18 protein-coding genes are annotated in these 22,275 nt (G+C 61.2%); 8 read left to right on the forward strand and 10 right to left on the reverse strand.

Features of this window, described 5'->3' with window-relative positions; translation table 11 throughout:
* The first annotated feature begins 29 nt into the window (after positions 1-29).
* The 3 genes from LQ215_RS06970 (at position 30) to LQ215_RS06980 (ending at position 4,816) form a co-directional block, all read left to right on the forward strand.
* The gene (locus tag LQ215_RS06970) at positions 30-2,402 is read left to right on the forward strand and encodes a phosphoketolase family protein (RefSeq protein ID WP_230148277.1); all 2,373 of its coding nucleotides are present in this window, start codon (positions 30-32) and stop codon (positions 2,400-2,402) included.
* 66 nt (positions 2,403-2,468) lie between these two features.
* On the forward strand, positions 2,469-3,359 hold the full coding sequence (locus tag LQ215_RS06975) for a universal stress protein (protein ID WP_230148279.1): 891 nt from the start codon (positions 2,469-2,471) through the stop codon (positions 3,357-3,359).
* Between the two features lie 101 nt (positions 3,360-3,460).
* Positions 3,461-4,816 (forward strand): MBL fold metallo-hydrolase RNA specificity domain-containing protein, encoded by a 1,356-nt coding sequence (locus tag LQ215_RS06980; RefSeq protein WP_230148281.1) that lies wholly within the window; start codon positions 3,461-3,463, stop codon positions 4,814-4,816.
* Between the two features lie 1,145 nt (positions 4,817-5,961).
* Here the strand turns inward: LQ215_RS06980 and LQ215_RS06985 are convergent.
* The 4 genes from LQ215_RS06985 to ftsH form a co-directional block, all read right to left on the reverse strand.
* Positions 5,962-6,501 (reverse strand): Hsp20/alpha crystallin family protein, encoded by a 540-nt coding sequence (locus LQ215_RS06985; RefSeq protein WP_230148283.1) that lies wholly within the window; start codon positions 6,499-6,501, stop codon positions 5,962-5,964.
* A gap of 88 nt (positions 6,502-6,589) precedes the next feature.
* Positions 6,590-8,083 carry an arginine-ornithine antiporter gene (gene arcD, locus LQ215_RS06990; RefSeq protein ID WP_290369098.1) on the reverse strand — a complete coding sequence of 498 codons (1,494 nt, stop codon included), beginning with the start codon at positions 8,081-8,083 and terminating at the stop codon, positions 6,590-6,592.
* A 130-nt stretch (positions 8,084-8,213) separates the two neighbouring features.
* On the reverse strand, positions 8,214-8,966 hold the full coding sequence (fnr, locus tag LQ215_RS06995) for a fumarate/nitrate reduction transcriptional regulator Fnr (RefSeq protein WP_230148285.1): 753 nt from the start codon (positions 8,964-8,966) through the stop codon (positions 8,214-8,216).
* A gap of 222 nt (positions 8,967-9,188) precedes the next feature.
* The gene (ftsH, locus tag LQ215_RS07000; protein WP_230148287.1) at positions 9,189-11,015 is read right to left on the reverse strand and encodes an ATP-dependent zinc metalloprotease FtsH; all 1,827 of its coding nucleotides are present in this window, start codon (positions 11,013-11,015) and stop codon (positions 9,189-9,191) included.
* A 259-nt stretch (positions 11,016-11,274) separates the two neighbouring features.
* Between ftsH and LQ215_RS07005 the strand changes: the two genes are divergently transcribed.
* Entirely contained in the window at positions 11,275-11,535 is a 261-nt protein-coding gene (locus LQ215_RS07005) for an Lpp/OprI family alanine-zipper lipoprotein (RefSeq protein ID WP_230148288.1), read from the forward strand.
* Here LQ215_RS07005 and LQ215_RS07010 read toward each other — a convergent pair whose 3' ends face one another.
* Positions 11,536-12,507: a DMT family transporter gene (locus tag LQ215_RS07010; protein ID WP_230148291.1), complete on the reverse strand. Its 972-nt coding sequence runs from the start codon at positions 12,505-12,507 to the stop codon at positions 11,536-11,538.
* 93 nt (positions 12,508-12,600) lie between these two features.
* Between LQ215_RS07010 and LQ215_RS07015 the strand changes: the two genes are divergently transcribed.
* Positions 12,601-13,542: a LysR substrate-binding domain-containing protein gene (locus LQ215_RS07015; protein WP_230148292.1), complete on the forward strand. Its 942-nt coding sequence runs from the start codon at positions 12,601-12,603 to the stop codon at positions 13,540-13,542.
* Between the two features lie 44 nt (positions 13,543-13,586).
* On the opposite strand, the gene LQ215_RS07020 is transcribed toward LQ215_RS07015, so the two are convergent.
* The 5 genes from LQ215_RS07020 to LQ215_RS07040 all read right to left on the reverse strand — a co-directional run bounded on the left by LQ215_RS07020 (position 13,587) and on the right by LQ215_RS07040 (position 19,303).
* Positions 13,587-14,930, reverse strand: a complete 1,344-nt coding sequence (locus LQ215_RS07020) for an OprD family porin (protein WP_230148294.1) — start codon at positions 14,928-14,930, stop codon at positions 13,587-13,589.
* A 314-nt stretch (positions 14,931-15,244) separates the two neighbouring features.
* A complete protein-coding gene (locus LQ215_RS07025) occupies positions 15,245-16,228 on the reverse strand; it encodes an FAD:protein FMN transferase (RefSeq protein ID WP_230148325.1) in 984 nt (327 codons plus the stop codon).
* On the reverse strand, positions 16,218-18,398 hold the full coding sequence (locus tag LQ215_RS07030; RefSeq protein WP_230148296.1) for a PepSY domain-containing protein: 2,181 nt from the start codon (positions 18,396-18,398) through the stop codon (positions 16,218-16,220). The genes LQ215_RS07025 and LQ215_RS07030 overlap by 11 nt, the downstream gene beginning before the upstream one ends.
* Before the next feature lie 24 nt (positions 18,399-18,422).
* Positions 18,423-18,893 (reverse strand): DUF2271 domain-containing protein, encoded by a 471-nt coding sequence (locus tag LQ215_RS07035; protein WP_230148298.1) that lies wholly within the window; start codon positions 18,891-18,893, stop codon positions 18,423-18,425.
* 86 nt (positions 18,894-18,979) lie between these two features.
* Positions 18,980-19,303: a PepSY domain-containing protein gene (locus LQ215_RS07040; RefSeq protein ID WP_230148300.1), complete on the reverse strand. Its 324-nt coding sequence runs from the start codon at positions 19,301-19,303 to the stop codon at positions 18,980-18,982.
* A gap of 132 nt (positions 19,304-19,435) precedes the next feature.
* Here LQ215_RS07040 and LQ215_RS07045 point away from each other — a divergent pair, with 132 nt between their 5' ends.
* The 3 genes from LQ215_RS07045 to LQ215_RS07055 all read left to right on the forward strand — a co-directional run bounded on the left by LQ215_RS07045 (position 19,436) and on the right by LQ215_RS07055 (position 22,271).
* Entirely contained in the window at positions 19,436-20,095 is a 660-nt protein-coding gene (locus LQ215_RS07045) for a response regulator (RefSeq protein ID WP_230148302.1), read from the forward strand.
* Entirely contained in the window at positions 20,092-21,465 is a 1,374-nt protein-coding gene (locus LQ215_RS07050; RefSeq protein ID WP_230148304.1) for a sensor histidine kinase, read from the forward strand. Before LQ215_RS07045 ends, LQ215_RS07050 begins: the two co-directional genes overlap by 4 nt.
* Before the next feature lie 74 nt (positions 21,466-21,539).
* Positions 21,540-22,271 (forward strand): GntR family transcriptional regulator, encoded by a 732-nt coding sequence (locus tag LQ215_RS07055; RefSeq protein WP_230148306.1) that lies wholly within the window; start codon positions 21,540-21,542, stop codon positions 22,269-22,271.
* Positions 22,272-22,275 lie beyond the last annotated feature (4 nt).

The following is a 22,275-nucleotide window of genomic DNA, read 5'->3' on the forward strand; positions in this document are numbered from 1 at the left end:
TGGCAACCCTGTTTCTTGCGGAGGACGTGATGAGCGATTTTCTCAGCCCCGACCAACTGGAAGGCATTGACGCCTACTGGCGAGCGTCCAATTACCTGGCCGTGGGTCAGATCTACCTCAAGGACAATCCGTTGCTGCGCAAGCCGCTGCAACGCGATCACGTCAAGCCGCGCCTGCTGGGCCACTGGGGCACGACGCCGGGGCTGAATCTGATTTACGTGCACCTCAATCACCTGATCAAGTCCCGTGACTTGAACATGATCCTGATCACCGGTCCCGGCCATGGCGGCCCGGCCATCGTTGCCCAGAGTTATCTGGAGGGCAGCTTCACCCAGTGTTATCCCTCGGTGGAGATGAACGAAAACGGCATGTTGCGCCTGTTCCGGCAATTTTCCTGGCCCTATGGCTTATCCAGCCATGTCTCGGCGCAGATTCCCGGCTCCATCCATGAAGGTGGCGAGTTGGGTTATTCCCTGGCCCATGCCTATGGCGCAGCGTTCGACAACCCTGACCTGATCGTGGCTTGCGTCATCGGCGACGGTGAGGCCGAAACCGGCACGTTGGCGGCGAGCTGGCACTCCAACAAGTTCCTCAACCCCAGGCGTGACGGCGCCGTACTGCCCATTCTTCATCTCAACGGCTTCAAGATCGCCAACCCCACGCTGCTTTCGCGCATCAGTGAAGACGAGCTGTCGGCCCTGATGTATGGCTACGGCTACGATCCTTATTTTGTCGAGGGCGACGATCCGCAAGCGGTGCACCAAGCGTTGGCCAGGACCCTGGACGGCATGTTGCTCAAGATTCGCGAAATCCAGCGCATGGCCCGCGCGGATTCCTCGGGACGCACCCTGGAACGCCAGCTCTGGCCGATGCTGGTGTTGCGCACGCCCAAGGGCTGGACCGGTCCGAAATTCGTCGATGGCCAGCAGGTCGAAGGCACCTGGCGCGCCCACCAGGTACCGCTGAGCCACTTCGAGCTGCCGGTGCATTTGACGCAACTGGAACAATGGCTCCAGAGCTACCGTCCACAGGAATTGTTCGACGACAACGGTGCGTTGCTGCCAGGCATTGCCGCGTTGGCGCCGACGGGACATCGGCGCCTGGGCGCCAACCCCCATGCCAATGGCGGTATGCTGCTCAAACCCTTGGAACTGCCTCGGTTCACCGATTACGCCGTGCAATTCTGCGCGCCCGGCAGCGTGCAGGCGGAGGCCACCCGGGTGTTGGGCGGTTTTGTCCGCGATGTGATGAAGCACAACCTGCGGGCAGCCAATTTCCGTCTGTTCGGCCCCGACGAAACCGCCTCCAATCGCCTTGATGCGGTGTACGAGGTCAGTGGCAAGACCTGGATGGCGGCGCTGGAGGCGGGCGACACGAACCTGGCGTGCGATGGCCGGGTGATGGAAATCCTCAGCGAACAAGTGTGTGAAGGCTGGCTGGAAGGGTATTTGCTGACTGGCCGGCATGGGCTGTTTTCCTGCTACGAGGCGTTCATCCACATCGTCGATTCGATGTTCAATCAGCACGCCAAATGGCTCAAGACCGCCGCCCAGATCCCGTGGCGGGCGTCGATTGCTTCGCTCAATTACCTGCTCACGTCCCATGTCTGGCGTCAGGACCACAACGGCTTTTCCCACCAGGACCCGGGGTTCATCGACCTGGTGGCGAACAAGAGCGCCGATGTGGTGCGCATCTACCTGCCAGCGGACGCCAATTGCCTGTTGTCCGTTGCCGATCACTGCCTCAAGAGCCGCGATTACATCAATGTGATCGTGGCCGGCAAACAGCCGGAATGGCAGTGGCTGGACATCGATTCGGCCATTCGGCACTGCTCGGTCGGGATCGGTCGCTGGGCCTTTGCCTGCCACAACGACGAAGACCCGGACGTGGTGATGGCCTGTGCCGGTGACGTGCCGACCCTGGAAACCCTGGCCGCTGTCACGCTGCTGCGTGAATACGTGCCCGACCTGCGCGTGCGGGTGGTCAATGTCGTCGACCTGATGGCCCTGCAACCGCCACAACAGCATGCCCACGGGTTGCCGGACGCCGAGTTCGATGGGTTGTTTACCGTGGACAAGCCAGTGATTTTCGCCTTCCACGGCTATCCGTCGCTGATCCATCGGCTGGTCTACAAGCGCCACAACCACGATAACTTCCATGTCCGCGGTTTCATGGAGGAGGGCGCCACCACGACGCCGTTCGACATGGCGGTCATCAACCACCTGGATCGCTACCAACTGGCGCTCGATGTCATCCAGCGCGTGCCACGCTTGCAGCCGTTGGTGGACAGCGCTCGGGATCGCTACTGGGCAACCATGGAAAAGCATCAGCTGTACCTCATCGAGCATGGGCAGGACATGCCCGAAGTCTTGAATTGGCGCTGGACGCCGACGCCGCAATGACGGCCAACATGCCTCATGGCATCGACGCTGCGTCGTGGCGTTCGAGCCCGACTTTGGAGACCCATCATGAGTCAGTACCAACGCCTGTTGCTGATCCTCAACCCGGCACAACGTCATTCACCCGCCCTGCATCACGCCGCCGCCTTGGCGGCCGCCAGCGGGGCACATTTGCATATCACCGCCTTGATTCCCTCGCTGGACATTCTTTCGCTGCTCGAAGAGGGGCCTCGTGAGGAAGCGCGGCAGCACTATCTCCAGGACCATCGCGATTGGTTGGAGGACGAGGCGGACAAGATGCGTCGCCGTGGCTTGCGGGTCACCACGGAGGTGGAATGGACCCAGAAAATGGGCAAGCAGATCCTGCAACACGTTACGCAGATCCAGCCGGATTTGCTGATCAAGCAGGTACAACACGAGCCCATGCTCAAGCGGGCTTTTTTCACCCCACTGGACTGGCAACTGCTGCGCAACTGTGCTGTTCCGATGTACCTGGTGGGGGCCACCGGTCATGCGCTGCCGCGCACCGTGGTCGCGGCGGTGGACCCTTCCAGTGCGTTTGCCCAGAACAGCGGGCTGAACGACCGGATCATCCGTCAGGCCATGGGGCTGGCCTTGCAGTGTGATGCCGAGCTGCACCTGGTTCACGCCTATGAGGTGTCGTCGGTTTATCTGGGGGATGTCGGCGGTGGCGGCCTGTCGCTGTCGCAGCTCAGCAAGGAACTGCGCAGGAGCCTGGAGAGAAACTTCCTGGAGCTGGCGAACCTGTTTGGTGTGCCGGCCGAGCGCAGGCATTTTCTGCTGGGGCATCCGGTCTCGGCCCTGAGTGAATTTGCCCTGGAGCATGAAGTGGACGTGATCGTCATGGGGCGATTCCAGCACGACGATCTGTATGGGCTGCTGGGCAGCACCACCGAGCACATCCTGTACCAGGTGTCGTGCAGTGTTCTGGCGGTGTGATGAAATGGGCCCTGGCGGCTACCTGATTGACGGGAATCAAAGCCTGCCTGGGCAAACAATGCGACCAATAGCTATCCCATCGATTGTCCAGGAGCACCGCCATGCGCATGACATTTCTCGGGGCCGCAGGCACCGTTACCGGCAGCAAGTACCTGCTGGAACACGACGATCAGCGCATCCTGATCGATTGCGGCCTGTTCCAGGGCTACAAGCAGTTGCGCCTGCACAACTGGGATCCCTTCGAACTGCCGATGCGTGACCTGGATGCGATCGTTCTGACCCACGCCCACCTGGATCACAGCGGGTACTTGCCGGTCATGGTGCGTAATGGCTATCGCGGCCCCATCTACGCCACGCCGGCGACCTGCGAGCTGGTGAAAATCCTGCTGCGCGACAGCGCCCGCTTGCAGGAAGAAGAAGCCGAATACGCCAACCGCAAAGGGTTTTCCAAGCACTCGCCGGCCTTCCCGCTGTACACCCGCGAACACGCTGAACGCGCGCTGAAACTGCTGCGCCCGATTGCCTTCGAACACCCGGTGGAGATCGCCCGGGGTATCTCCATCCTGCTGCGTCGCGCCGGGCACATCCTCGGTGCTGCGACGGTACAGGTCCAGGCCGGTGGGGTGACGCTGGTCTGTTCCGGCGACCTGGGGCGACCCGAGGACCCGGTGATGTTCGCGCCACAGACCATCGAACAGGCAGATGTCCTGTTGGTCGAGTCCACCTATGGCGACCGTCGACACCCACACGAGTTGCCGGAAGACCAATTGGCTGAGGTGATCACTCGCACCGCGCTGCGCCGTGGCATCACGTTGGTGCCCTCGTTCACGGTCGGCCGGGCCCAGTTGCTGATGTACCACCTGTATCGCCTGAAACAACGCCGGGCGATCCCCGATATTCCGATCTTCCTCAACAGCCCCATGGCCATCGACGTCACCCGGTTGTACCAGCGCTTTGGTGACGAGCATCGCCTCTCCAGGGAGGAATGCGAAGGCATGTGCCACATCGCCCATCCGGTGCGCTCGGTCAAGGACTCCATGGCCCTGGACCTGCAACGCACCCCGGCGGTGATCATCGCCGCCAGTGGCATGGCCACCGGCGGGCGCGTGCTGCACCACCTCAAGAGCCTGGCGCCCAACCCCATCAACACCTTGCTGATGCCCGGTTTCCAGGCAGGCGGTACGCGAGGTGCGAGGATTGTGGCGGGCGAACCGTCGGTGCGCATCCATGGCAAGGACGTGCCGATCAACGCCGAAGTGGTGCCCATGCAAACGCTGTCGGCCCACGCCGATGCCGACGAAATCATGCAATGGCTGCGCGGCTTCAAGACCCCACCCCGGCACACCTATGTCGTGCATGGCGAGCCCAATGCGTCCGATGTCTTGCGCCATCGCATTAGCGACGAGTTGGGTTGGTCGGTATCGGTGCCGGAGTACCGCGATAGCGTCGAACTCTGACCCACCGCCATCGCGAGCAAGCTCGCTCCCACAAGGAGATTTTTCAGTGGTCGCCGCATTTGTGCCCGCCACGACCCAAAGTGGGAGCGAGCCTGCTCGCGAAGGGGCCGGCCCAGCCGAAACCAAAGCCAACAGACCCACCGCCATCGCGAGCAGGCTCGCTACCACAAGGAGATTTTCTGCGGTCGCGGGATTTGTGCCCGCCACGGCCCAATGTGGGAGCGAGCCTGCTCGCGAAGGGGCCGGCCCAGCCGAAATCAAAACCAACAGACCCACCGCCTTCGCGAGCGGGCTCGCTCCCACAAGGGGATTTTTCAGTGGTCGCGGGATTTGTGCCCGCCACGGCCCAATGTGGGAGCGAGCTTGCCCGCGAAGGCGGCGGCCCAGCCGAAATCAAAGCCAACAGACTTACCGCCATCGCGAGCAGGCTCGCTCCCACAAGGGGATTTTCAGTGGTCGCCGGATTTGTGCCCGCCACGACCCAATGTGGGAGCGAGCCTGCTCGCGAAGGGGCCGGCCCAGCCGAAACCAAAGCCAACAGACCCACCGCCATCGCGAGCAGGCTCGCTCCCACAAGGGGATTTTCAGTGGTCGCCGGATTTGTTCCCGCCACGGTCCAGTGTGGGAGCGAGCTTGCTCGCGAAGGCGGCGGCCCAGCCGAAATCAAAGCAGCAGACCTACCGCTATCGCGAGCAGGCTCGCTCCCACAAGGGGATTTTCTGCGGTCACGGGATTTGTGCCCGCCACGGTCCAGTGTGGGAGCGAGCTTGCTCGCGATGGCGGCGGCCCAGCCGAAATCAAAGCCAACAGACCCACCGCCATCGCGAGCAAGCTCGCTCCCACAAGGAGATTTTTCAGTGGTCGCCGCATTTGTACCCGCCACGGCCCAGTGTGGGAGCGAGCTTGCTCGCGAAGGCGGCGGCCCAGCCGAAATCAAAGCCAACAGACCCACCGCCATCGCGAGCAAGCTCGCTCCCACAAGGGGATTTTCAGTGGTCGCGGGATTTGTGTCCGCCACGACCCAATGTAGGAGCGAGCTTGCTCGCGAAGGGGCCGGCCGGTTCAACGATGCATTTGGCCTGAAATAAGCGCAGGCATAAAAAAAGCCCCTCGTCGTTGGCCGGCGAGGGGCGGGGTTTGAGCGATCAATCGGCCTTGATCGGCACGACCTTTTCCGCTTTCAGTGCTTCCGGTTTTTTGGGCAGTGTCAGCGTCAACACGCCTTTGCTGAACTGGGCTTCGATCTTGTCGCTGTCGACGCCTTTTGGCAGGTTGAACACGCGTTCGAAGGAACCGTAATGGCGCTCGGACAGGTGATAACCCTTTTTCTTTTCTTCCTTGGTTTCTTTTTTCTCCCCCTTGATGATCAGGTTGCCATTGGCCAGGCGGATTTCGATGTCTTTCTGATCCATGCCGGGCAACTCGGCGGTGATTTCAAAGCTCTTTTCCTTCTCGCTGATGTCAACGGCCGGCAGGCTGCTGGTGGAGAACTCGCGACGCCAGAAGGGCTCGACATCGAACAGCCCGCGACTGAAAGGAGAAATCCCCGTGCCCCGGTTGAAGTCATCGAACAGGCGATCCACCTGCTGGCGGAGCTTTTCAAACGGATGCCTGAGGTCAGTCTTGGCGGGATGTGGAGCGTTTTCTTCGGTTTTGACCGGCATTTTTTTCACTGAATTGGACATTTGATTTTCCTCTTGGGTGATGTCCGGGCAGGTACCTGGCTGGATGACCAGATACCGCTGCCGAACGGATCAATGCACGCTTGCGAACTTACAAAGACAGTTGGCCGGACCAGAGCATCCAGCCGGCGAAAATCGCCGCCGCCCAGATCACCAGCAGCAGGCCCCAGCCAAAACCATTGAAGGCCCGGCCCGTCCTCGCCCGTTGAGCGCTCAGGTAGATCAGCGAGCCGGGGGCATAGAGCAGGGCACTGAGCAGCATGTACCGGGGGCCGGCGGCGTAGAGCAGCCAGACGCAATAGCCCGTCGCGACCACCGCGATGGCCATGTCGCGCAGTTGCAGGCCGCGATGGCCGGCGTAGGTCTGGCCTTGCCAGGTCATCTTCAGTGCATACAGGCCACTGAACAGATACGGCAGCAGGATCATCGAGGTGGCGAGTGAAATCAGCGCCAGGTAGCTGGCGCTCGAATACAGGGTCAGCAACAGGAACAATTGGATGCAGCCATTGGTGATCCACAGCGCGTTGGCCGGTGCGCCATGTTGGTTTTCCGTGGCCAGCAGGCGCGGCATGACCTTTTCCTTGGCCGGGGTGAACACCGATTCGGCTGCCAACAGCGTCCAGGCCAGCAACGCACCGCCCACTGACACAATCAGGCCAATGCTGATCAGCACCGCGCCCCAGGGCCCGGCCACCGCTTCCAGTACACCCGCCATGGAAGGGTTCTTCAGCGCGGCCAGTTCGGGCTGTCTGAGGACACCCAACGACAATAGGGAAACGGCGATCAGCAGCAACAATGTGAGGACGAAGCCAATCACGGTGGCGCGGCCGACGTCGGCCCGTTCGGCGGCCCGGGCGGAGAATACGTTGGCGCCTTCAATACCGATGAACACCCAGACCGTCACCAACATGGTGCTCTTGACCTGGTCCAGCGTACTGCCCAGCGCCGGCGTACCCCAGAAATCCACCATGAAGGTGTCCTTGGAGAAAGCGGCAATCACCAGCCCGATGAACAACAGCAACGGCACCACCTTGGCGATCGTGGTCAGGGCGTTGGCCTTGGCGGCGGTGCGCATGCCGCGCAGGATCATCCAATGCAACGCCCACAGCACCACGGACGCGCCAAGGATCGCGGCTTTGTTATTGCCTTCGCCAAACACGGGGAAAAAGTAACTGAGCGCAGCGAACAGAATCACCAGGTAGCTGACGTTGCCGATCCAGGCGCTGATCCAATAGCCCCACGCCGAATTGAAACCGAGGAATTCGCCGCCCAAGGCACGGGCATAGGCAAACACACCGTTGTCCAGTTCCGGTTGGCGGTTGGAAAGGGTCTGGTAGACCAGGGCCAGCGAGAGCATGCCCACGCCGGTGATGAGCCAGCCGATCAGGATCGCGCCGGCGCCGGCGCTGGCTGCCATGTTCTGGGGCAGGCTGAAGATGCCGCTGCCGATCATCGAACCGACGACCAGGGCGATCAGCAGGCTCAGCGACAGGCGCCGGGGTTCGACCTTTCGCAAACTGCCGGCCAAAGGGTGGGGGGTGACGGTCGGGATGACCGGTTTGGTACCTTGCAGGTGCGTTGCCATGATCAAAGCCTCCATGAGACGGGAGGTTCGGTAACCTTCGTCGATACAAAGGTTCGAACGCTGAGTCTTAATTTCGGCTTGGAGGCGTTGAGGGGTATTGACGTAGATCAGAGGTCATGCGAAGCAGACATCACAGATCCGCATGACGATGGCAACCGGCGACTTTTTGCTTGAGGCCGGGCAAGTCCAGAATGGTGACATTGCGCCCATGCATGTCTACCAGTTCTTCCTGGCGCAGGTGGGCGATGCCCCGGCAAATCGTTTCCAGGCGCAGGCCCAGGTAGGAGCCGATGGCTTCGCGGCTCATGCGCAGCACGAATTCCCTGGAGGAATAACCGCGCATGTTAAGCCGCTGGGAAAGGTTCAATAGAAACGCCGCCAGGCGTTCGTCGGCGTTCATGTTGCCGAGCATCAACAGCATGCTGTGGTCGCGCACGATTTCCTGGCTCAGGAGTTTGTTCAGGTTGTGCTGCAACGACGGTAAATCGTGGGCCAGTTTTTCCAGGAGGTTGAAAGGCAGCGGGCAGACTTCGCTGTCTTCCAGGGCAATGGCATTGCAGGCGTAGTGATCGGTACTGATAGCGTCCAGGCCAAGCATTTCGCCTTGCATCTGGAAACCGGTGACCTGTTCGCGACCGTCTACCGAAAGGACGCTGGTCTTGAAGAAGCCCAACCTCACGGCATACAACGAGCGCAGTGGGTCGCCGGTGCGATACAGCGCTGTGCCTTTCTTGACCTTCACCCGCTGGGCGATCAGCGTGTCCAGGCGCTCGACTTCACCGCCCGTCAGGCCAATCGGCAGGCACAGTTCAAGCACGCTGCAGTTCGAGCAAGCGGTCTTGAGGGCATGCACCTGCAGAAGTTGCGGTTGAAGCTCGACCATGGGAAAAATTCCTTTAATTCGAGCAAGCATAGAGGACCAGCTCAGCCGTGCCTGTTTTTTGTCGCCCAAAGCACTACCGACTGTCGATAAACGCAAAATGGGCACGAATGATGGGGGGCAAACCTTCACCAAGTGGTTAGCAAGACGAGGCTAGGTTGCATCGTGGGCGGGCGCGCTGGAGCCGCTCAAGCCGAGACGGGCCGAGCGACGGTCAAATGGCTGTCAAACCAATCGCAAAGCCAGGGTAGCGTGTTTAAGCGGCAGGAGTGGGGAAAATTCTTCAGGTGTCAGGGTTTCTTTTTCCACCAGCAGGTGGGCCCCGGCGTTCAGGTCTTCCCGATGGCTTTCCAGCAGTGTCCTGGCGCGTTGATAGGCTTCATCGAGCAAGGCGCGAATACCCAGGTCGACTTCCCTGGCGGTTTGTTCCGAATAGTCCTTGTCACCGATTTCCATGCGCTCGCCCAGATAGCTCGCGCTTTTGCGTTCCAGCACCGCCAGGCCAAGTTCGGCACTCATGCCAAAGCGGGTGATCAACTGGCGCGCGATATCCGTGGCGTGGGCCAGGTCATCGGCGGCCCCGGTCGAGACTTGGCCATAGGCCAGGCATTCGGCGGCACGTCCTGCCATCAGGACGACCATGCGGTCCTTGAGCATCTGGTAGCTGACAAGAAAATGATCTTCCGTCGGTCGCTGCAGGGTATAGCCCAGCGAGCCAATGGCACGCGGCACGATCGAGACCTTATGGACCGGGTCCATGTCCGGCAGGTTGCTGGCCGCCAGTGCATGGCCCATTTCGTGGTAGGCCACCACTTGGCGTTCATCGGGGTGCAGCAGGCTGCTCTTGCGTTCGATCCCGGCAACGATGCGCTCCACGGCCGCGGTAAAGTCGTCGAGGCTGACCGTTTCGGCACCCCGTCGAGTGGCGATGATGGCGGCTTCGTTGACCAGGTTGGCCAGGTCTGCGCCGGTAAAACCCGTGGTGATGTCGGCGATACGCTCGCTATCGAGGTCCTGGCTGGTGACGATTTTCTGCAGGTGGACCTTGAGGATCGCCTGCCGGCCTTTACGATCGGGGCGATCGATCAGAATCTGCCGGTCGATCCGACCGGCTCGCAACAGCGCCGGGTCCAGCACCTCAGGCCGGTTGGTCGCAGCGAGCAGCACGACACCCTCACGCGGGTCGAACCCATCGAGCTCTGACAGCAATTGGTTGAGGGTTTGTTCTTTCTCGTCATTGCCCCCGAAGGCGCCGACACCGCGCATTTTGCCCAGCGCATCGAGTTCATCGATAAAAATGATACACGGCGCTGCCTGCCGGGCCTGTTCGAACAAGTCATGCACGCGAGCGGCACCAACACCGACGAACATCTCGACGAATTCCGACCCCGATATCGAGAAGAAGGGCACGCCGGCCTCTCCAGCGATGGCCTTGGCGACCAGGGTCTTGCCGGTGCCGGGTGGGCCGACCAGTAACGTCCCCTTGGGGATGTGTGCGCCCAGGCGCGCATATTTCGCCTTGTCCTTGAGAAAGGAGACAATTTCCACCAACTCGGCCTTGGCTTCGTCGATGCCTGCGACGTCGGCAAAGGTCACCCCGGTATCGCGTTCGACGAACACCTTGGCGCGAGACTTGCCAATGTTCATCAAGCCGCCCATGCCCTGTTTTTCCGCCAGCCCACGAAACAGGAAATGCCAGACCACCATGATCAGCACGAAGGGCAGCAACCAGCCCAGCAAGCCGTTCAAAAAAGTGTTTTCGTTGATGCCTGTAAAACCGACACCTGATTGGGCAAGGTCCGTTGCCAGAGCCGGATCGACCCGTACGGTCGAGAACAGGTTGTGACCCTCAATCGGTTCCTGCAATTTGCCGCTGATGTGTTCTTTTTCGACGCGTAAATCGCTGACCTTCTGATTGCTCAACAGCTGTAGGAACTGGCTATAGGGGATGACCTGCACCGCGGGGCGTTCGAAAAACAGGAACTGCACCAGGCTGAACACGGCCAGTGCAATGAAGAAGTAGGACAGGTTCCATTGGTGGGTTTTTTTCATGGCCTCGACTCAATAAAAGGCCTCGGATGAACAGGCCGTGCATAAATGGTCGGGGAGATCGCAGGCTCCCCGGTTTGTTTTTTCTACGCCTGAGGGCTGCAAAGACATTGAGCTAAATCAACTAGGTTCAAGTCAGCCACGGCGTGGGCGTCGGACGAGCCATGCAGTTGACAAAGATCAGAGTGGGCAGAGGGTGTTGCCAGATACTCGAGCCAGTTGTTAGCCGTTTTTCCTGCTGCGCTTAACCGAGGAAATAACCATGGCCTTGAATAGATACTTACCTGTCGTATTAATGAGCATTTTTCTGGCGACCACTGCCGGGTGCTGTAATAAGCTCGCCCAAGAAGTGGATGCCCAACTGGAGTCGGCGGAAAATAACGCCGCAACGGCAAGACTCAGGGCGGATGAGGCCTACAGGAAGGCTGAGCAGGCCGAGATAATGGCCGAGCAGGTGCAACGTACCGCCGAAGAGGCAAGCATCCGCGCCACTCGGATGACCGATAAGGCCACTCGCAAGTAATCAGCGGATGAAGGAGGCCTTTCTATCAGGAACAGTGGACGTCAGAATGATACGAACTGCCATCACCACCCCCACCAGCACGCCAGCAAGACCGGACGCTTCTAGAAGCGTTGGCAGCCGCTGGTGAAACAACAGGCCCAGTAGTGTGGCAAATAGTGATTCCAGGGATATCAACTGCCCGGAAAGCACCATGGGAAGGCGACGGGACGCCGCGTTCCACGCCCAGGCCCCGATGACTGACGATATCAGCGCAATCACAAGACCCCAGGCGTACAGGTGTCCCGCCAGGGAAACACTGAAACCCAGACTTGGCAGCTTGAGAAGGTCAAATGCTTGCGCCGCCGGTAACAAGCACAAGGTGCCGATCCCTGCGCCGACCATCATGAGGCCGGTCCAGGCCCCCGAAGCGCTGGCCGACAGGTTGACCAAGGCGCCCTGGTTCAACCAACTGAATACGAGCCACAGGAGCACCGCACCGATCGAGAAAAATACGCCCGTCAACCATGAACCGTCGTCGCTCAGGGGCTGCTGGATACTGCTGATGTTCGACAGCACTAGCCCTCCCGTTAAGAAAGCCAGCGGTATCGCCAGTCTTCGCCATTGAAGGGTTTTGTGGGTGGCGTTGCCGAGCAGTGCCTGCAAGACCGGCACCATGCCAATAAACGCCGGGGTCAGTACCGGCCCGGCAAACATGACGCCTGCGGCAATGCAACTGCTGTAGCCGAGATACCCGATGATCCCCAGGCTGGCGCCAAGTAGCAGTTGGCTGCGGCGCATACGCCGGAGCTGGGTTCGATAGCCCGTCACGACAGCCACACCCAGCGCCCCGGCGATCAGGAACCGTATGATCATCAGATCGTGGATCGTGTAGGCACCGACGACGTAAGGCGCAATGAAATTCAACGCCCAGCTCAGCGTCGCGACGACGGCAAGGCTCACGCCGGCGAGGGTGTTCGAGTGGGCATTGGGCATTCATGCATATCCTTAAGGCATTGAGCGCATGTTGCACAGCGTCGCAGCTATGCTACAAACGAGTTCTCGGCCCTGGATGCATTACCTCTGATTATGAATACCCTTGGAAAGTCATTGCCGCCGCTTGCCAGCTTGTTGCCGTTCGAAGCGGCTGCGCGCCTGGAAAGTTTTTCCAAGGCCGCCGAGGAACTGCACATCACCCAAGCGGCGATCAGTCGGCAGATCCGTGGGCTCGAAGAGGACTTGGGGCTGAAGCTTTTCTGTCGGCGTAATCGCGCCGTCTTCCTGACACCCCAAGGGCGTGAGTTGGGACGTGTGGTGAGTAACGCGTTGCAAAGTATCAGTGCCAGTGCCGTCAGCCTTCGTCAATCGCCAGGTAAAAACCGTGTCGTTTTGCTGTGCCAATTATGCGAAGCGTTCTACTGGTTGATGCCGCGGCTCTCGACGTTCCACCAGCGATACCCGGAAATCGAGATCCAGGTGGCCACATCCACCGGGCCGCTGACTGAGTTCAATGAGCATTTTGACGTGGCCCTGCAAAGCACGGGACGGCCCAGCGGCGTCCACGGCTTGATGTTTACCGCCGCTGATGAAGTGTTTCCGGTATGCAGTCCTCATTACCTGCGTACCCACGAAGCGTTGCAAGTCCGTGACCTGAAGTCCCACACCCTTTTGCACTATCACGCTACGCCGCCTCATTGGATGCAGTGGGGTGCCTGGTTCCAGGCGTTTGGACAGTCGTTCGACAACTCTTCCGAGGGTTCGGTGTTCGATAGCTACCCCTTGATGCTCCAGGCGGCGGTCGAGGGACATGGCATCGCGTTGGGGTGGCGGCGCACCGCCCAAGGGCTGCTTGAGAGCGGTGCCTTGGTAAGACCTTGCGCAGAAAGCGTCCCTTTGCCTGATGCGATATCGGTATTCAGTCGGCCGGGCGGGGAAGGTCGGGTTGAGGTGGGCGCGCTGCTCGACTGGCTTGCTGGTGAATTGGGAAGTGACAGTCAGGCCGGCTTCGGTCAGTCGCGGTTAAACCGATGAAGCCGCCATGACGGATACAGTACTGGGTATCCATTGTGGCTGGGTTAGAACGGCCCCAGCTTGAGTGGGTACTGGATGACGATATACAGCCGGTCGATGTCATCGCCGCCCTGGCTGCTATTGGCGCGATGGGTGACATGGGACAGTTGCAGCGACAAGTCCTTTGCCGGGCCTGACTGCACGATGTAGTGCAGGTCCAGGTCGCGCTCCCAATGGCGTCCACCGTCCCCTTGTTGTGGACGGTAGCCGCCGGTATCCGTATCGAACGGGTTGTAGACACCGCCTTGGGGGGCATGGCTGCCGTCGATCCCGCGTCCGGTCACATAGCGGGCCATGAAGCTCAGGCCGGGGATGCCCAAGGTGCCCAGGTCAAGGTCGTAGCGCGCTTGCCATGAGTGTTCACCCGGGCCGTTGAAGTCGGCATATTTGATCGAGTTGGCCAGGTAGATGGAGTCGCCGCCGACGAAATCGAAGGGCGTGTCGCCATTGATTTTCTGATAGGCCAGGGTGAACGCCTGGGCATCGAGCCGGTATTTGCCACTCAGGCTATAGGCCGTGGTGTCGATGGCCCCGGCGTTGGCCTTGCCATAGTCGCGGGTGTGATACAGGTTGCCGTCGAGGAACAGTGCGCCAAGGGTGGTATGCAGGTTGGCATAGTACTGGCGCCAGGTATCGCTCAGTTCGGAGGCGTAGAGCGCGCCGCCCAGGGGTTGGCCGGTGAGCAGGTCGGCGCCGATGAAGTCGATGGCGCTGTTGCGCGTCGTCGCCCCATACCCGGAAAAGTCACCCTGGCTGGTCGAGGCGTCCTGATTCTTGAATGCACTGAAGTGACCCGCTTGCAGGTCGACCCCTTCAAGCTCGCGGCTGGAGAGCAGCAGGCCGCTGGCGTATTCGGGTTGCAGGCGCTTGTCTGCGGTATCGAATACCGGGCTCTGCACAGTCATTTCGCCGACCGCCAGGGTGGTGCGTGAGGTGTTGAATTTCAGCGCGCCACCCGCACTGGAGTAGTGGTCCTCGCTTCGCCCGTTCTCATCCAGCGGCAATAATCCCGTTCCGGAATGCCCCCTGCCGCCGTCCAGTTTCAGCCCCAGGAATGCGTGGGCATCGATGCCTACGCCGATCGTGCCGGGGGTGAAGCCGGACTCGAACGAGGCGATGAAACCCTGGGCCCATTCCTGTTTGTAGCTTTTGCCTGCCGGGGCCGCGGTGCGATAGTCGTTGTTGAGGTAGAAGTTGCGGCTGAGAACTTCCAGCGTCGCCCCGTCGAGAAAGCCAGGTGTGCTTTGCGCGTGTTCCGCTGCCAGCGCCGGTGCGGTGCTGCCGGTGAGCAGGGCAAGCAGCCAGAGCGGTTTCAGAGCGGCGGTTGGGTGGGGTGGTGCAGGCGACATGCTTCATTTCCATGTGAAATTGGGCGGGCGAAGGGGCGGTATTACGCGCAGCCAGGTGGGAAATGTCCGGCGCACCGCACGGTGGGCTGGCAGCTTCCCGCTTGAGAAAACAGGTCTGGGCAGAGGGGCGTTATTCTTGGACGCGGGGCGCGAACGTGCGAGTTAAACGTTGTTAATTGCGTTCAGGTGTGGCGCGGTGCGCTGCACTCATTTGGCACATGGCGGCTTGTCAACGGGCAGCCAAGGTGCCGATGATCGAGTGAAATCCAATCGCTCGCGCTGTTAAACCAGGCGTAGCCTTGCTGCTGGAGGCCTCAACTTCCGAGCGTCGGCGTCAGCGTTTGGACCTGAGCCTGCAGCTGTCCACCGACGATGGAAATTTCCTTGAACTGCTCACCGTCGCGCACGACGAACAAGGCGTCCATCCCGCGCTCTTGCGCCAGGCGAGGGCCTTCGGTTTCGCCCAGTACCATCAGCGCCGTGGCCCAGGCGTCGGCGAGCATGCAGGAGGATGACACCACGGTCACGGCGGCGAGTCGATTACGCAGCGGCGCGCCGGTTTTCGGGTCCATGGTGTGGCTGTAGGACTGGCCCTCGATGTCCACCCAATGCCGGTAGTCCCCGGATGTGGCGATGGCCGCGTCACTGAGCTCCATCACACCCATGACTTCACGCACGCCCCGACAGGGTTTTTCAATGGCCACGACCCAAGGTGTTGCATCAGGTTTAAGCCCACCGGCACGCATTTCGCCGTCTATGCCCACCAGGTAGCGCGTGATGCCAAAACTTTCCAGGCAGCGGGCCAGTTCATCGACACCAAAGCCCTTGGCGATGCCGTTCAACGTGAGCTTGAACGGCGCGCGTTTGCGTACTTGCCGATGCCTTGGGTCAATGATCAGCGTTCCGCGGGTCGACAGCCGGACTTGCGACGCGAGCGCCGTGGGGGCAATAGTGGTCACGGACCGTTCGCCGGGACCAAACCCCCAGGCGTCTACCGGGTCGCCGACGGTGATGTCGAAAGCGCCGTTGGACTGCTGACTGACGCGCAATGCGGCTGCCAGTACCGTGACCAGTTCATCAGGAACCGGTATCCAGCTGTGCAAAGGCGCCGCGTTGAGGCGGTTGAGGTCGGAATCGGGTTTCCAGGTCGACATTTGCTGGTCCACCCGGGCCACGGCGCTGGCCAAGGCGTGGCTGATGGCGGGGACATCGGGGTCGCCCTGGGCATGGAACAGGGCGGTGTAGCGCGTGCCCATGGTTTCGCCGTTCAGGCTGTAGCGTCGCCATTCAGTAGACATCTTCACGGTAGCGTCCCTGTGCCTTGAGGGTCAGCACATTCAGGTTGAGGGGGGCCAGCACTTCGTCCAGCGCCAGCATCACGCCCTTGGCCATCTCGCGGCCGCCGCACACCAATACCTGGGCGCCTTTTTCGATCAGCCGACGCAACACCGGGGCGTCGCTGATCAGCCGATCTTGCACGTAGGAACGGTCCGTGATCTGGGAAAAGGCTGCGTGCAATGCCGTCAGGCGACGGTCTGCCAGGTAATGGTTGAGTTCGGCTTCGTAGAGGAAGTCCGAGGTCGGGTTACGCCCGCCCCAATACAAGTGCATGGGATGGTGGGCCTTGTTGTTGCGGATAAAACCGGCCAGCGGCCCGATACCGGTTCCGGCGCCGATCAGGATCACCGGATGAGCGCCCGATGCCGGGCGAAATTGTGGGTTCGATTGGATAAAGGCGTCGATGGGCGCCGCGATGTCCAAGCTGTGAAGGAATGACGAGCACAGACCTCCTTTGTGTTTGCGCACGCAGATCTCCAGCACGCCGTCTTGTGAGCTACTGGCCAGGGAATAGAAACGTGGGATGGGGTTGTCGGGCGGCAGGATGCCGACCAAGTCACCGGCTTCAAAGGCGGGTAATGTCCCCGACGCTTTGAAACGCAATACGTGGGTGGGAGCGCCGGCCTGTTCACCGTAGACAATGCGCTCGGCCAGGATCAGTCGATGGGTGCGGGGCGGCTGCGCGGTGTGGACCAGCGTCAGGTCATGCCCCAGCACTTCACCCACGGCGTGGCCCCAGCGAGCAAACTCCTGGGCCGACTGGCGGTTGATGGTTTCCAGGCCGATCAACGGCGTGCCACCGGCCTGCAACAAGGCGTCCTGAACCTGGTGGGCAAACTGACAGAACTGCGCAAACAGCCGGTCGCCAAAACCCAGCACGGCAAACGGCTGACCCGGTTTCAGGCCGGCTTCGGCCAGCCGTGCCAGGAACTGCGAAGCCGAGGCCGGGGCATTGCCGTCACCGTGGGTCGCGGTGAGGATGAACACGCGTTGAGCGTTCCCGTAGTCGTTGGTGTATTGGTTCATTGCTGCGCTGTGAACGCGGTGGCCGGCCTGATGCAAGGCTTCATGCAACGTAGTGGCAAAGCCCCAGGTGCTGTTGGTTTCGCTGCCTACCAGGATTACGGTGTCGGCGGATTGCGCTGCGCTGTTGTGGCGGATATTCGGCCCGGCCTTGCGGCGACGCCACCAGATCAGGATGCCGGTGACGCTCATCACGGGCACGCCGAGGGCACAGAGGCCCAGCAACAGGCCCAGCCACCAGAGCCCTTCACCGGTGTGCAATTGATAGATCAACTCGTAGACATTGCGCATCGAGTCGTGAGCTTGATAGGACAACAGGGCCCCGCTGACCGGGTCCACGTAGCCGTCACCCTGGGCCGTGCGCAGGGAAAACACGTCTTGCGGATTATTCGGGCTGGGATAGACGAGCTCGCGCAGGTCAGTCAGGTCGGTGGCCTGCAACGCGTGCAGGCTCGCCACGGGCGAGGCCGAGCCTGCGCTGATGTGGTCGGGGAATGCAGGCTCGCTCTGACTGCCATCGGCGATGAATTCAAAGGTCGTGGCGCACATGTAGAGCCCGCTCAGTGCCGATAACAGCAGCCCAAGCAACGCGAAGCGACCGACCTCAGCGTGCCAGCGCTGGCTGAAGTTGCCCCGCAATGGCCGCAGCAGGTTGCGCCAGCCACCCACCCGCCGAACCAGCAGCAGTGCCCCGGACACCGACAGCATCAGCATGAACAGCGCGCCGACGCCTGACACCCCGTGGCCCGGTGTGCCAAGGAACAGCGAGCGGTGCAGGTCTTTCATCCAGCGCGAGAAAGCGGAGGGTTCGTAGGGGGCCAGGCCTTGTCCGGTCAGTGGGTCGACCTTTTCGGCCCCGACCCGGCCGTCCTGATTGAAGTAGACGATGACGGTCCCGGACGCTGTGCGCTGGATCTGTTCCACGCCCGGAAAGTGACTGGCAACGCGTCCGGCCAACTGGCCGACATTGACTTGCCCGGCCGCAGTGGACGTGTTGTTCAGGCGTTCAAGGGCCGGATCGACAGACAGCATCGCGCCGCTGATGGCCAAGAGCATGACCAACAGGGCGGCGATCAGACCGGGCAGGGAGTGGAGCTGGCGAAGCATGTTCGGCCTCCGAACAGGTAGGTGCTACAAATCGTAAGTAAAGGATTCGACGTAGGTATTACCGGCCGCCGGCTTGCCTGCGCCTTCGCGGGTCAGTGGCACGCTGACGTCGGCGCGGGCATCACGCTTATCCTCGACGGCGCTATCGATACGGATCTGATACCCGGCATCGATCAGCGTGTCGGCCAGCTCGACGCTGACTTTGAGGGTGTCGCCGCTGCCGACGCTGGCACCGCTGACGCCGTCGTACTCGCTCGGGCTCATCTTGCTTCCACGGGCCCAGTCGGCCAGGTGCTTGTAGTACTTGGTCTTTTTGCCGGCCACCCAGAGGGTTTTCTGGTACTGGCCGCTGGCGTCGGTGACGTAGATCGCCAGGTACGCATCGTTGCCGCTGTAGCGCTTGAGCTGGGTGGTGAGGGTTACTTCACGGGCCTGAGCCAGCCCCGGCAGGATGATGGCGCCGGCGAGGCAGGTTGCAGCGATGATTTTTTTCATGGGGGTTGTCCTTTTGATCGTTGGGGCGAAAGCCTGGACCTGCTGGCTGACAGCAACCTGAACGGCAGGGCCAATGCGTCGAAGTGTCACGGCGCGGGCGCGGGGGCGAGGTAAGCGCTGGCGTCGTCATCGTCCCGGAAGTAGATCTCGAGCTCGCGCAGGTGCAGCGTCGCCGGTGTGTAGCGGGCTTCGATGACGTTGCCCTGGCGGTCCAGGCCCTTGAGCTTGTAGCAGCCGTCGTCGACCTTGATGCGCTGCACCGTCCAGCCATATCGCTGTTGCACCTGCTGGCGCAGTGTTTCCCGTGGCTGCCAGTCGTTGACCGGTTCGCTGCAGTCGTCATCGGCCAAGGCGTAACCGTTGGCCAGCACACTGATCAGCGCAGTGCTGGCGATAAAACCTGATTTCATGATCTGTCTCCTGCCGGGGGCTTCGTTGTGGGCATACCCTACGGGGCATTCCTGACAGCCAGCTGAATCTTCAGATTCACGTCAGGTAAGGCCGCTAAGGTGCGGCACAACCACGATCACAGGAGCTGCCCGATGCGGGTTTTATTGGTAGAGGACTCGCCAAGGCTGGGGGAGGCGGTGCGCGAGCAGATCGCCGATGACGGTCATGCCGTTGATTGGGTACAGAACCTGGCCCATGCACGCAGCAGTGTGAGCACGACCGTTTATGACCTGATCCTGCTTGACTTGATGTTGCCGGACGGCCGCGGGCTGGACTTCCTGCGTCAGCGACGCAGCGAAGGCGACGCGACGGCGGTGATCATCCTGACGGCCCAGGACCAGATATCCGATCGCATCGCCGGCCTCAATGCCGGTGCCGACGACTATCTGGTCAAACCCTTCGACCTGTTTGAACTGTCGGCCCGCGTGGCTGCGGTGGCCCGTCGTTACAGCGGCAACCCCAATCCCCAGATCAGGCTCGGTGAGCTGCACGTCGACATGGCTGCCCGCACGGTGCATCGGGCCGACGTGGCCGTGGACCTCACGGCCCGGGAATGGGCGCTGTTGGAGGCCTTTATCCAGCGTCCCGGCGCGCTGCTGTCCAAGGGGCAACTCGAAGATCGGCTGTACGCTTTCGGCGCCGAAATCGAAAGCAACACGATCGAGGTCTATATCAGTCGATTGCGCAAGAAACTCGGGCGCGACCTGATCGAAACGGTGCGGGGCATGGGGTATCGGATGGTGTCGGCATGAAGACGACTTTCAGCCTGCAAAAACGTCTGGGCCTGGGCCTGACGCTGGGCATGACCTTGCTCTGGCTGGTGGCGACGGTCGGCGCTTGGCGCGGGGTACGGCATGAGTTGAACGAGGCCTTTGACAGCGCACTTGAGGAGACCGCCCAACGCATCCTCCCCCTGGCCGTGCTGGAAATCAGCAACCGGGAAAACCCCGGGGAGGTGCAACAGGTTGCCACCCTGAAGATGCACAAGGAGCACCTCACTTATCTGGTGCGCGATGCCGCAGGCAATGTTCTGATGCAGTCCCACGATGCCAACCCGCAGATCTTCAGCAAACACCCGGCCGAGGGGTTCTCCACGATTGGAAAGTACCGTCTGTATGGCGCCAGTGCGCTACGTGAGACGGTATTCATCGAAGTCGCCGAACCGTTGCGCCATCGCCGCGAGGCCGCACGACAGGCCGTGTTTACCTTGTTGTGGCCGTTATTGGCGCTGGTCCCCATCAGTCTGTTGGGGACCTGGCTATTGGTGCGCATGAGTCTGAAAAGTGTGTTGGCCTATCGGTATGCCGTGGAGGCCCGTGGCGTGGGTGATCTGTCGCCGATCAAGGGGTCGCGCCTGCCGGCAGAAATCGCCCCCCTGGCGGATGCGGTCAACCGCCTGCTGGAGCGCTTGCGCAAGGCCCTGGAGGCCGAGCGCAGCTTCACCGCCAATAGCGCCCATGAGCTGCGTACACCCTTGGCCGCGACATTGGCGCATGTCCAGCGGCTGTACCAGGAGGCCCCGGAAGGTCCGTTGCGGTTGCGTGCGAAAAAGATCGAAAGCGCTTTGCGCGAATTGGCCCGGTTATCGGAAAAGCTCATGCAATTGGCCAAGGCGGAAGGGGGCGGACTGCTCTCGCAAACGCCCCAGGACCTGGTCCCATTGTTGGCTCACGTGGTGGATGAGTGGCGGCGCAACAGCACCCGCCAGATCGCGCTGCAACTTCCTGTCCAGGCCCAGGTGTATTCGACCGTCGACCCGGATGCCTTCGGGATCCTGTTGCGCAATCTGATCGAGAACGCATTGAAGTACGGTGCGATGGATCAATCCATCGAAGTCACCCTCACGGACCAGGCCCTGCTGCGGGTGATCAACGGCGGACCGGTGGTGCCGGTGGCCGTCCTGCAGCGGCTGACCGAACGGTTCGTGCGCGGCCAGAGCGAAACCAGTGGGTCGGGATTGGGGTTGGCGATCGTCAAGACGATCGTGCAGGGGATCAATGGACGAATCGAACTGTTGTCCCCGGCAAAGGACCGGCAGGAGGGGTTCGAGGTGCGGGTCTGGCTACCGCTTGCCAACGTTGCCGGCGGCCATTCGTCAGCCAGCGAGCCTGGGCATTCTTGACAAGCAATCGACCTTGAGCAAATACTCGCGCCCATATTCATATATATGACTAGATAATAAGGTGCATAAGCTCGATGAACCCTCTCTCCAGTGATGTCCGCCTGCCGCTGTATCAACGTCTGCGCGACCAGTTGGCTGAACAGATCGCCAATAACCGCTGGCGTCCGGGGGAGGCGATCCCGACTGAGGCGGCACTCTCTGCCGAATATCAGTTGTCTACCGGCACGGTGCGCAAGGCCATCGATGCGTTGGTCAGCGAGGGTGTGCTGGAGCGTCAGCAGGGGCGCGGCACTTTCATTCGCCGACCGCAATTTCAATCGTCGCTGTTCCGTTTTTTCCGCTTTCAAAGCGCTTCAGGCGAACGCCGGGTTCCCGATAGCCGGATCCTGTCCGTGGAGCCGGTGGCCGCGCCTTCGGCGGTGGCCCAGGCGTTGGGGCTGCCGGTGGATGCGCCGGTGATTCGCATCGTGCGGGTGCGTCTGCTGGAAGTAGCGCCGGTGCTCGCCGAAGAAATCTGGCTGCCCCGCAGCCGTTTCCAACCCTTGCTCGAAATCGACCTGAATCAAAAGGGCCCGCTGCTTTATCCCATCTATGAAGAAACCTGCGGTCAGGTGGTCGCCTATGCCGAAGAAACCCTCACCGCCGAATCGGTGAATGAGGTCCACGCGCGATTGCTGCAAGTACCGGTCAACAGCCCGGTGGTGGTGATCGAGCGTCTGGCGCGCGACTACGCCGGCCATCCCCTGGAGTGGCGACGCTCGCGTGGGCATGCCGAGCATTTCCGCTACCGCGTGGAAATCCGCTGACCCT

The organism is Pseudomonas brassicacearum (assembly GCF_918698105.1).
GTDB classification, from domain to species: Bacteria; Pseudomonadota; Gammaproteobacteria; order Pseudomonadales; family Pseudomonadaceae; genus Aquipseudomonas; species Aquipseudomonas brassicacearum_F.

What these genes read in the sequence shown, in the direction of transcription:
- LQ215_RS07035 (WP_230148298.1), bottom strand. Translation starts at nt 18,893, where the DNA reads ATGAAAAAAATCATCGCTGCAACCTGCCTCGCCGGCGCCATCATCCTG.
- ftsH (WP_230148287.1), bottom strand. Translation starts at nt 11,015, where the DNA reads ATGAAAAAAACCCACCAATGGAACCTGTCCTACTTCTTCATTGCACTG.
- LQ215_RS07030 (WP_230148296.1), bottom strand. Translation starts at nt 18,398, where the DNA reads ATGCTTCGCCAGCTCCACTCCCTGCCCGGTCTGATCGCCGCCCTGTTG.
- LQ215_RS07025 (WP_230148325.1), bottom strand. Translation starts at nt 16,228, where the DNA reads ATGTCTACTGAATGGCGACGCTACAGCCTGAACGGCGAAACCATGGGC.
- LQ215_RS07020 (WP_230148294.1), bottom strand. Translation starts at nt 14,930, where the DNA reads ATGTCGCCTGCACCACCCCACCCAACCGCCGCTCTGAAACCGCTCTGG.
- LQ215_RS06985 (WP_230148283.1), bottom strand. Translation starts at nt 6,501, where the DNA reads ATGTCCAATTCAGTGAAAAAAATGCCGGTCAAAACCGAAGAAAACGCT.
- LQ215_RS07050 (WP_230148304.1), top strand. Translation starts at nt 20,092, where the DNA reads ATGAAGACGACTTTCAGCCTGCAAAAACGTCTGGGCCTGGGCCTGACG.
- fnr (WP_230148285.1), bottom strand. Translation starts at nt 8,966, where the DNA reads ATGGTCGAGCTTCAACCGCAACTTCTGCAGGTGCATGCCCTCAAGACC.
- LQ215_RS07005 (WP_230148288.1), top strand. Translation starts at nt 11,275, where the DNA reads ATGGCCTTGAATAGATACTTACCTGTCGTATTAATGAGCATTTTTCTG.
- arcD (WP_290369098.1), bottom strand. Translation starts at nt 8,083, where the DNA reads ATGGCAACGCACCTGCAAGGTACCAAACCGGTCATCCCGACCGTCACC.
- LQ215_RS06975 (WP_230148279.1), top strand. Translation starts at nt 2,469, where the DNA reads ATGAGTCAGTACCAACGCCTGTTGCTGATCCTCAACCCGGCACAACGT.
- LQ215_RS06970 (WP_230148277.1), top strand. Translation starts at nt 30, where the DNA reads ATGAGCGATTTTCTCAGCCCCGACCAACTGGAAGGCATTGACGCCTAC.
- LQ215_RS07055 (WP_230148306.1), top strand. Translation starts at nt 21,540, where the DNA reads ATGAACCCTCTCTCCAGTGATGTCCGCCTGCCGCTGTATCAACGTCTG.
- LQ215_RS06980 (WP_230148281.1), top strand. Translation starts at nt 3,461, where the DNA reads ATGCGCATGACATTTCTCGGGGCCGCAGGCACCGTTACCGGCAGCAAG.
- LQ215_RS07040 (WP_230148300.1), bottom strand. Translation starts at nt 19,303, where the DNA reads ATGAAATCAGGTTTTATCGCCAGCACTGCGCTGATCAGTGTGCTGGCC.
- LQ215_RS07045 (WP_230148302.1), top strand. Translation starts at nt 19,436, where the DNA reads ATGCGGGTTTTATTGGTAGAGGACTCGCCAAGGCTGGGGGAGGCGGTG.
- LQ215_RS07015 (WP_230148292.1), top strand. Translation starts at nt 12,601, where the DNA reads ATGAATACCCTTGGAAAGTCATTGCCGCCGCTTGCCAGCTTGTTGCCG.
- LQ215_RS07010 (WP_230148291.1), bottom strand. Translation starts at nt 12,507, where the DNA reads ATGCCCAATGCCCACTCGAACACCCTCGCCGGCGTGAGCCTTGCCGTC.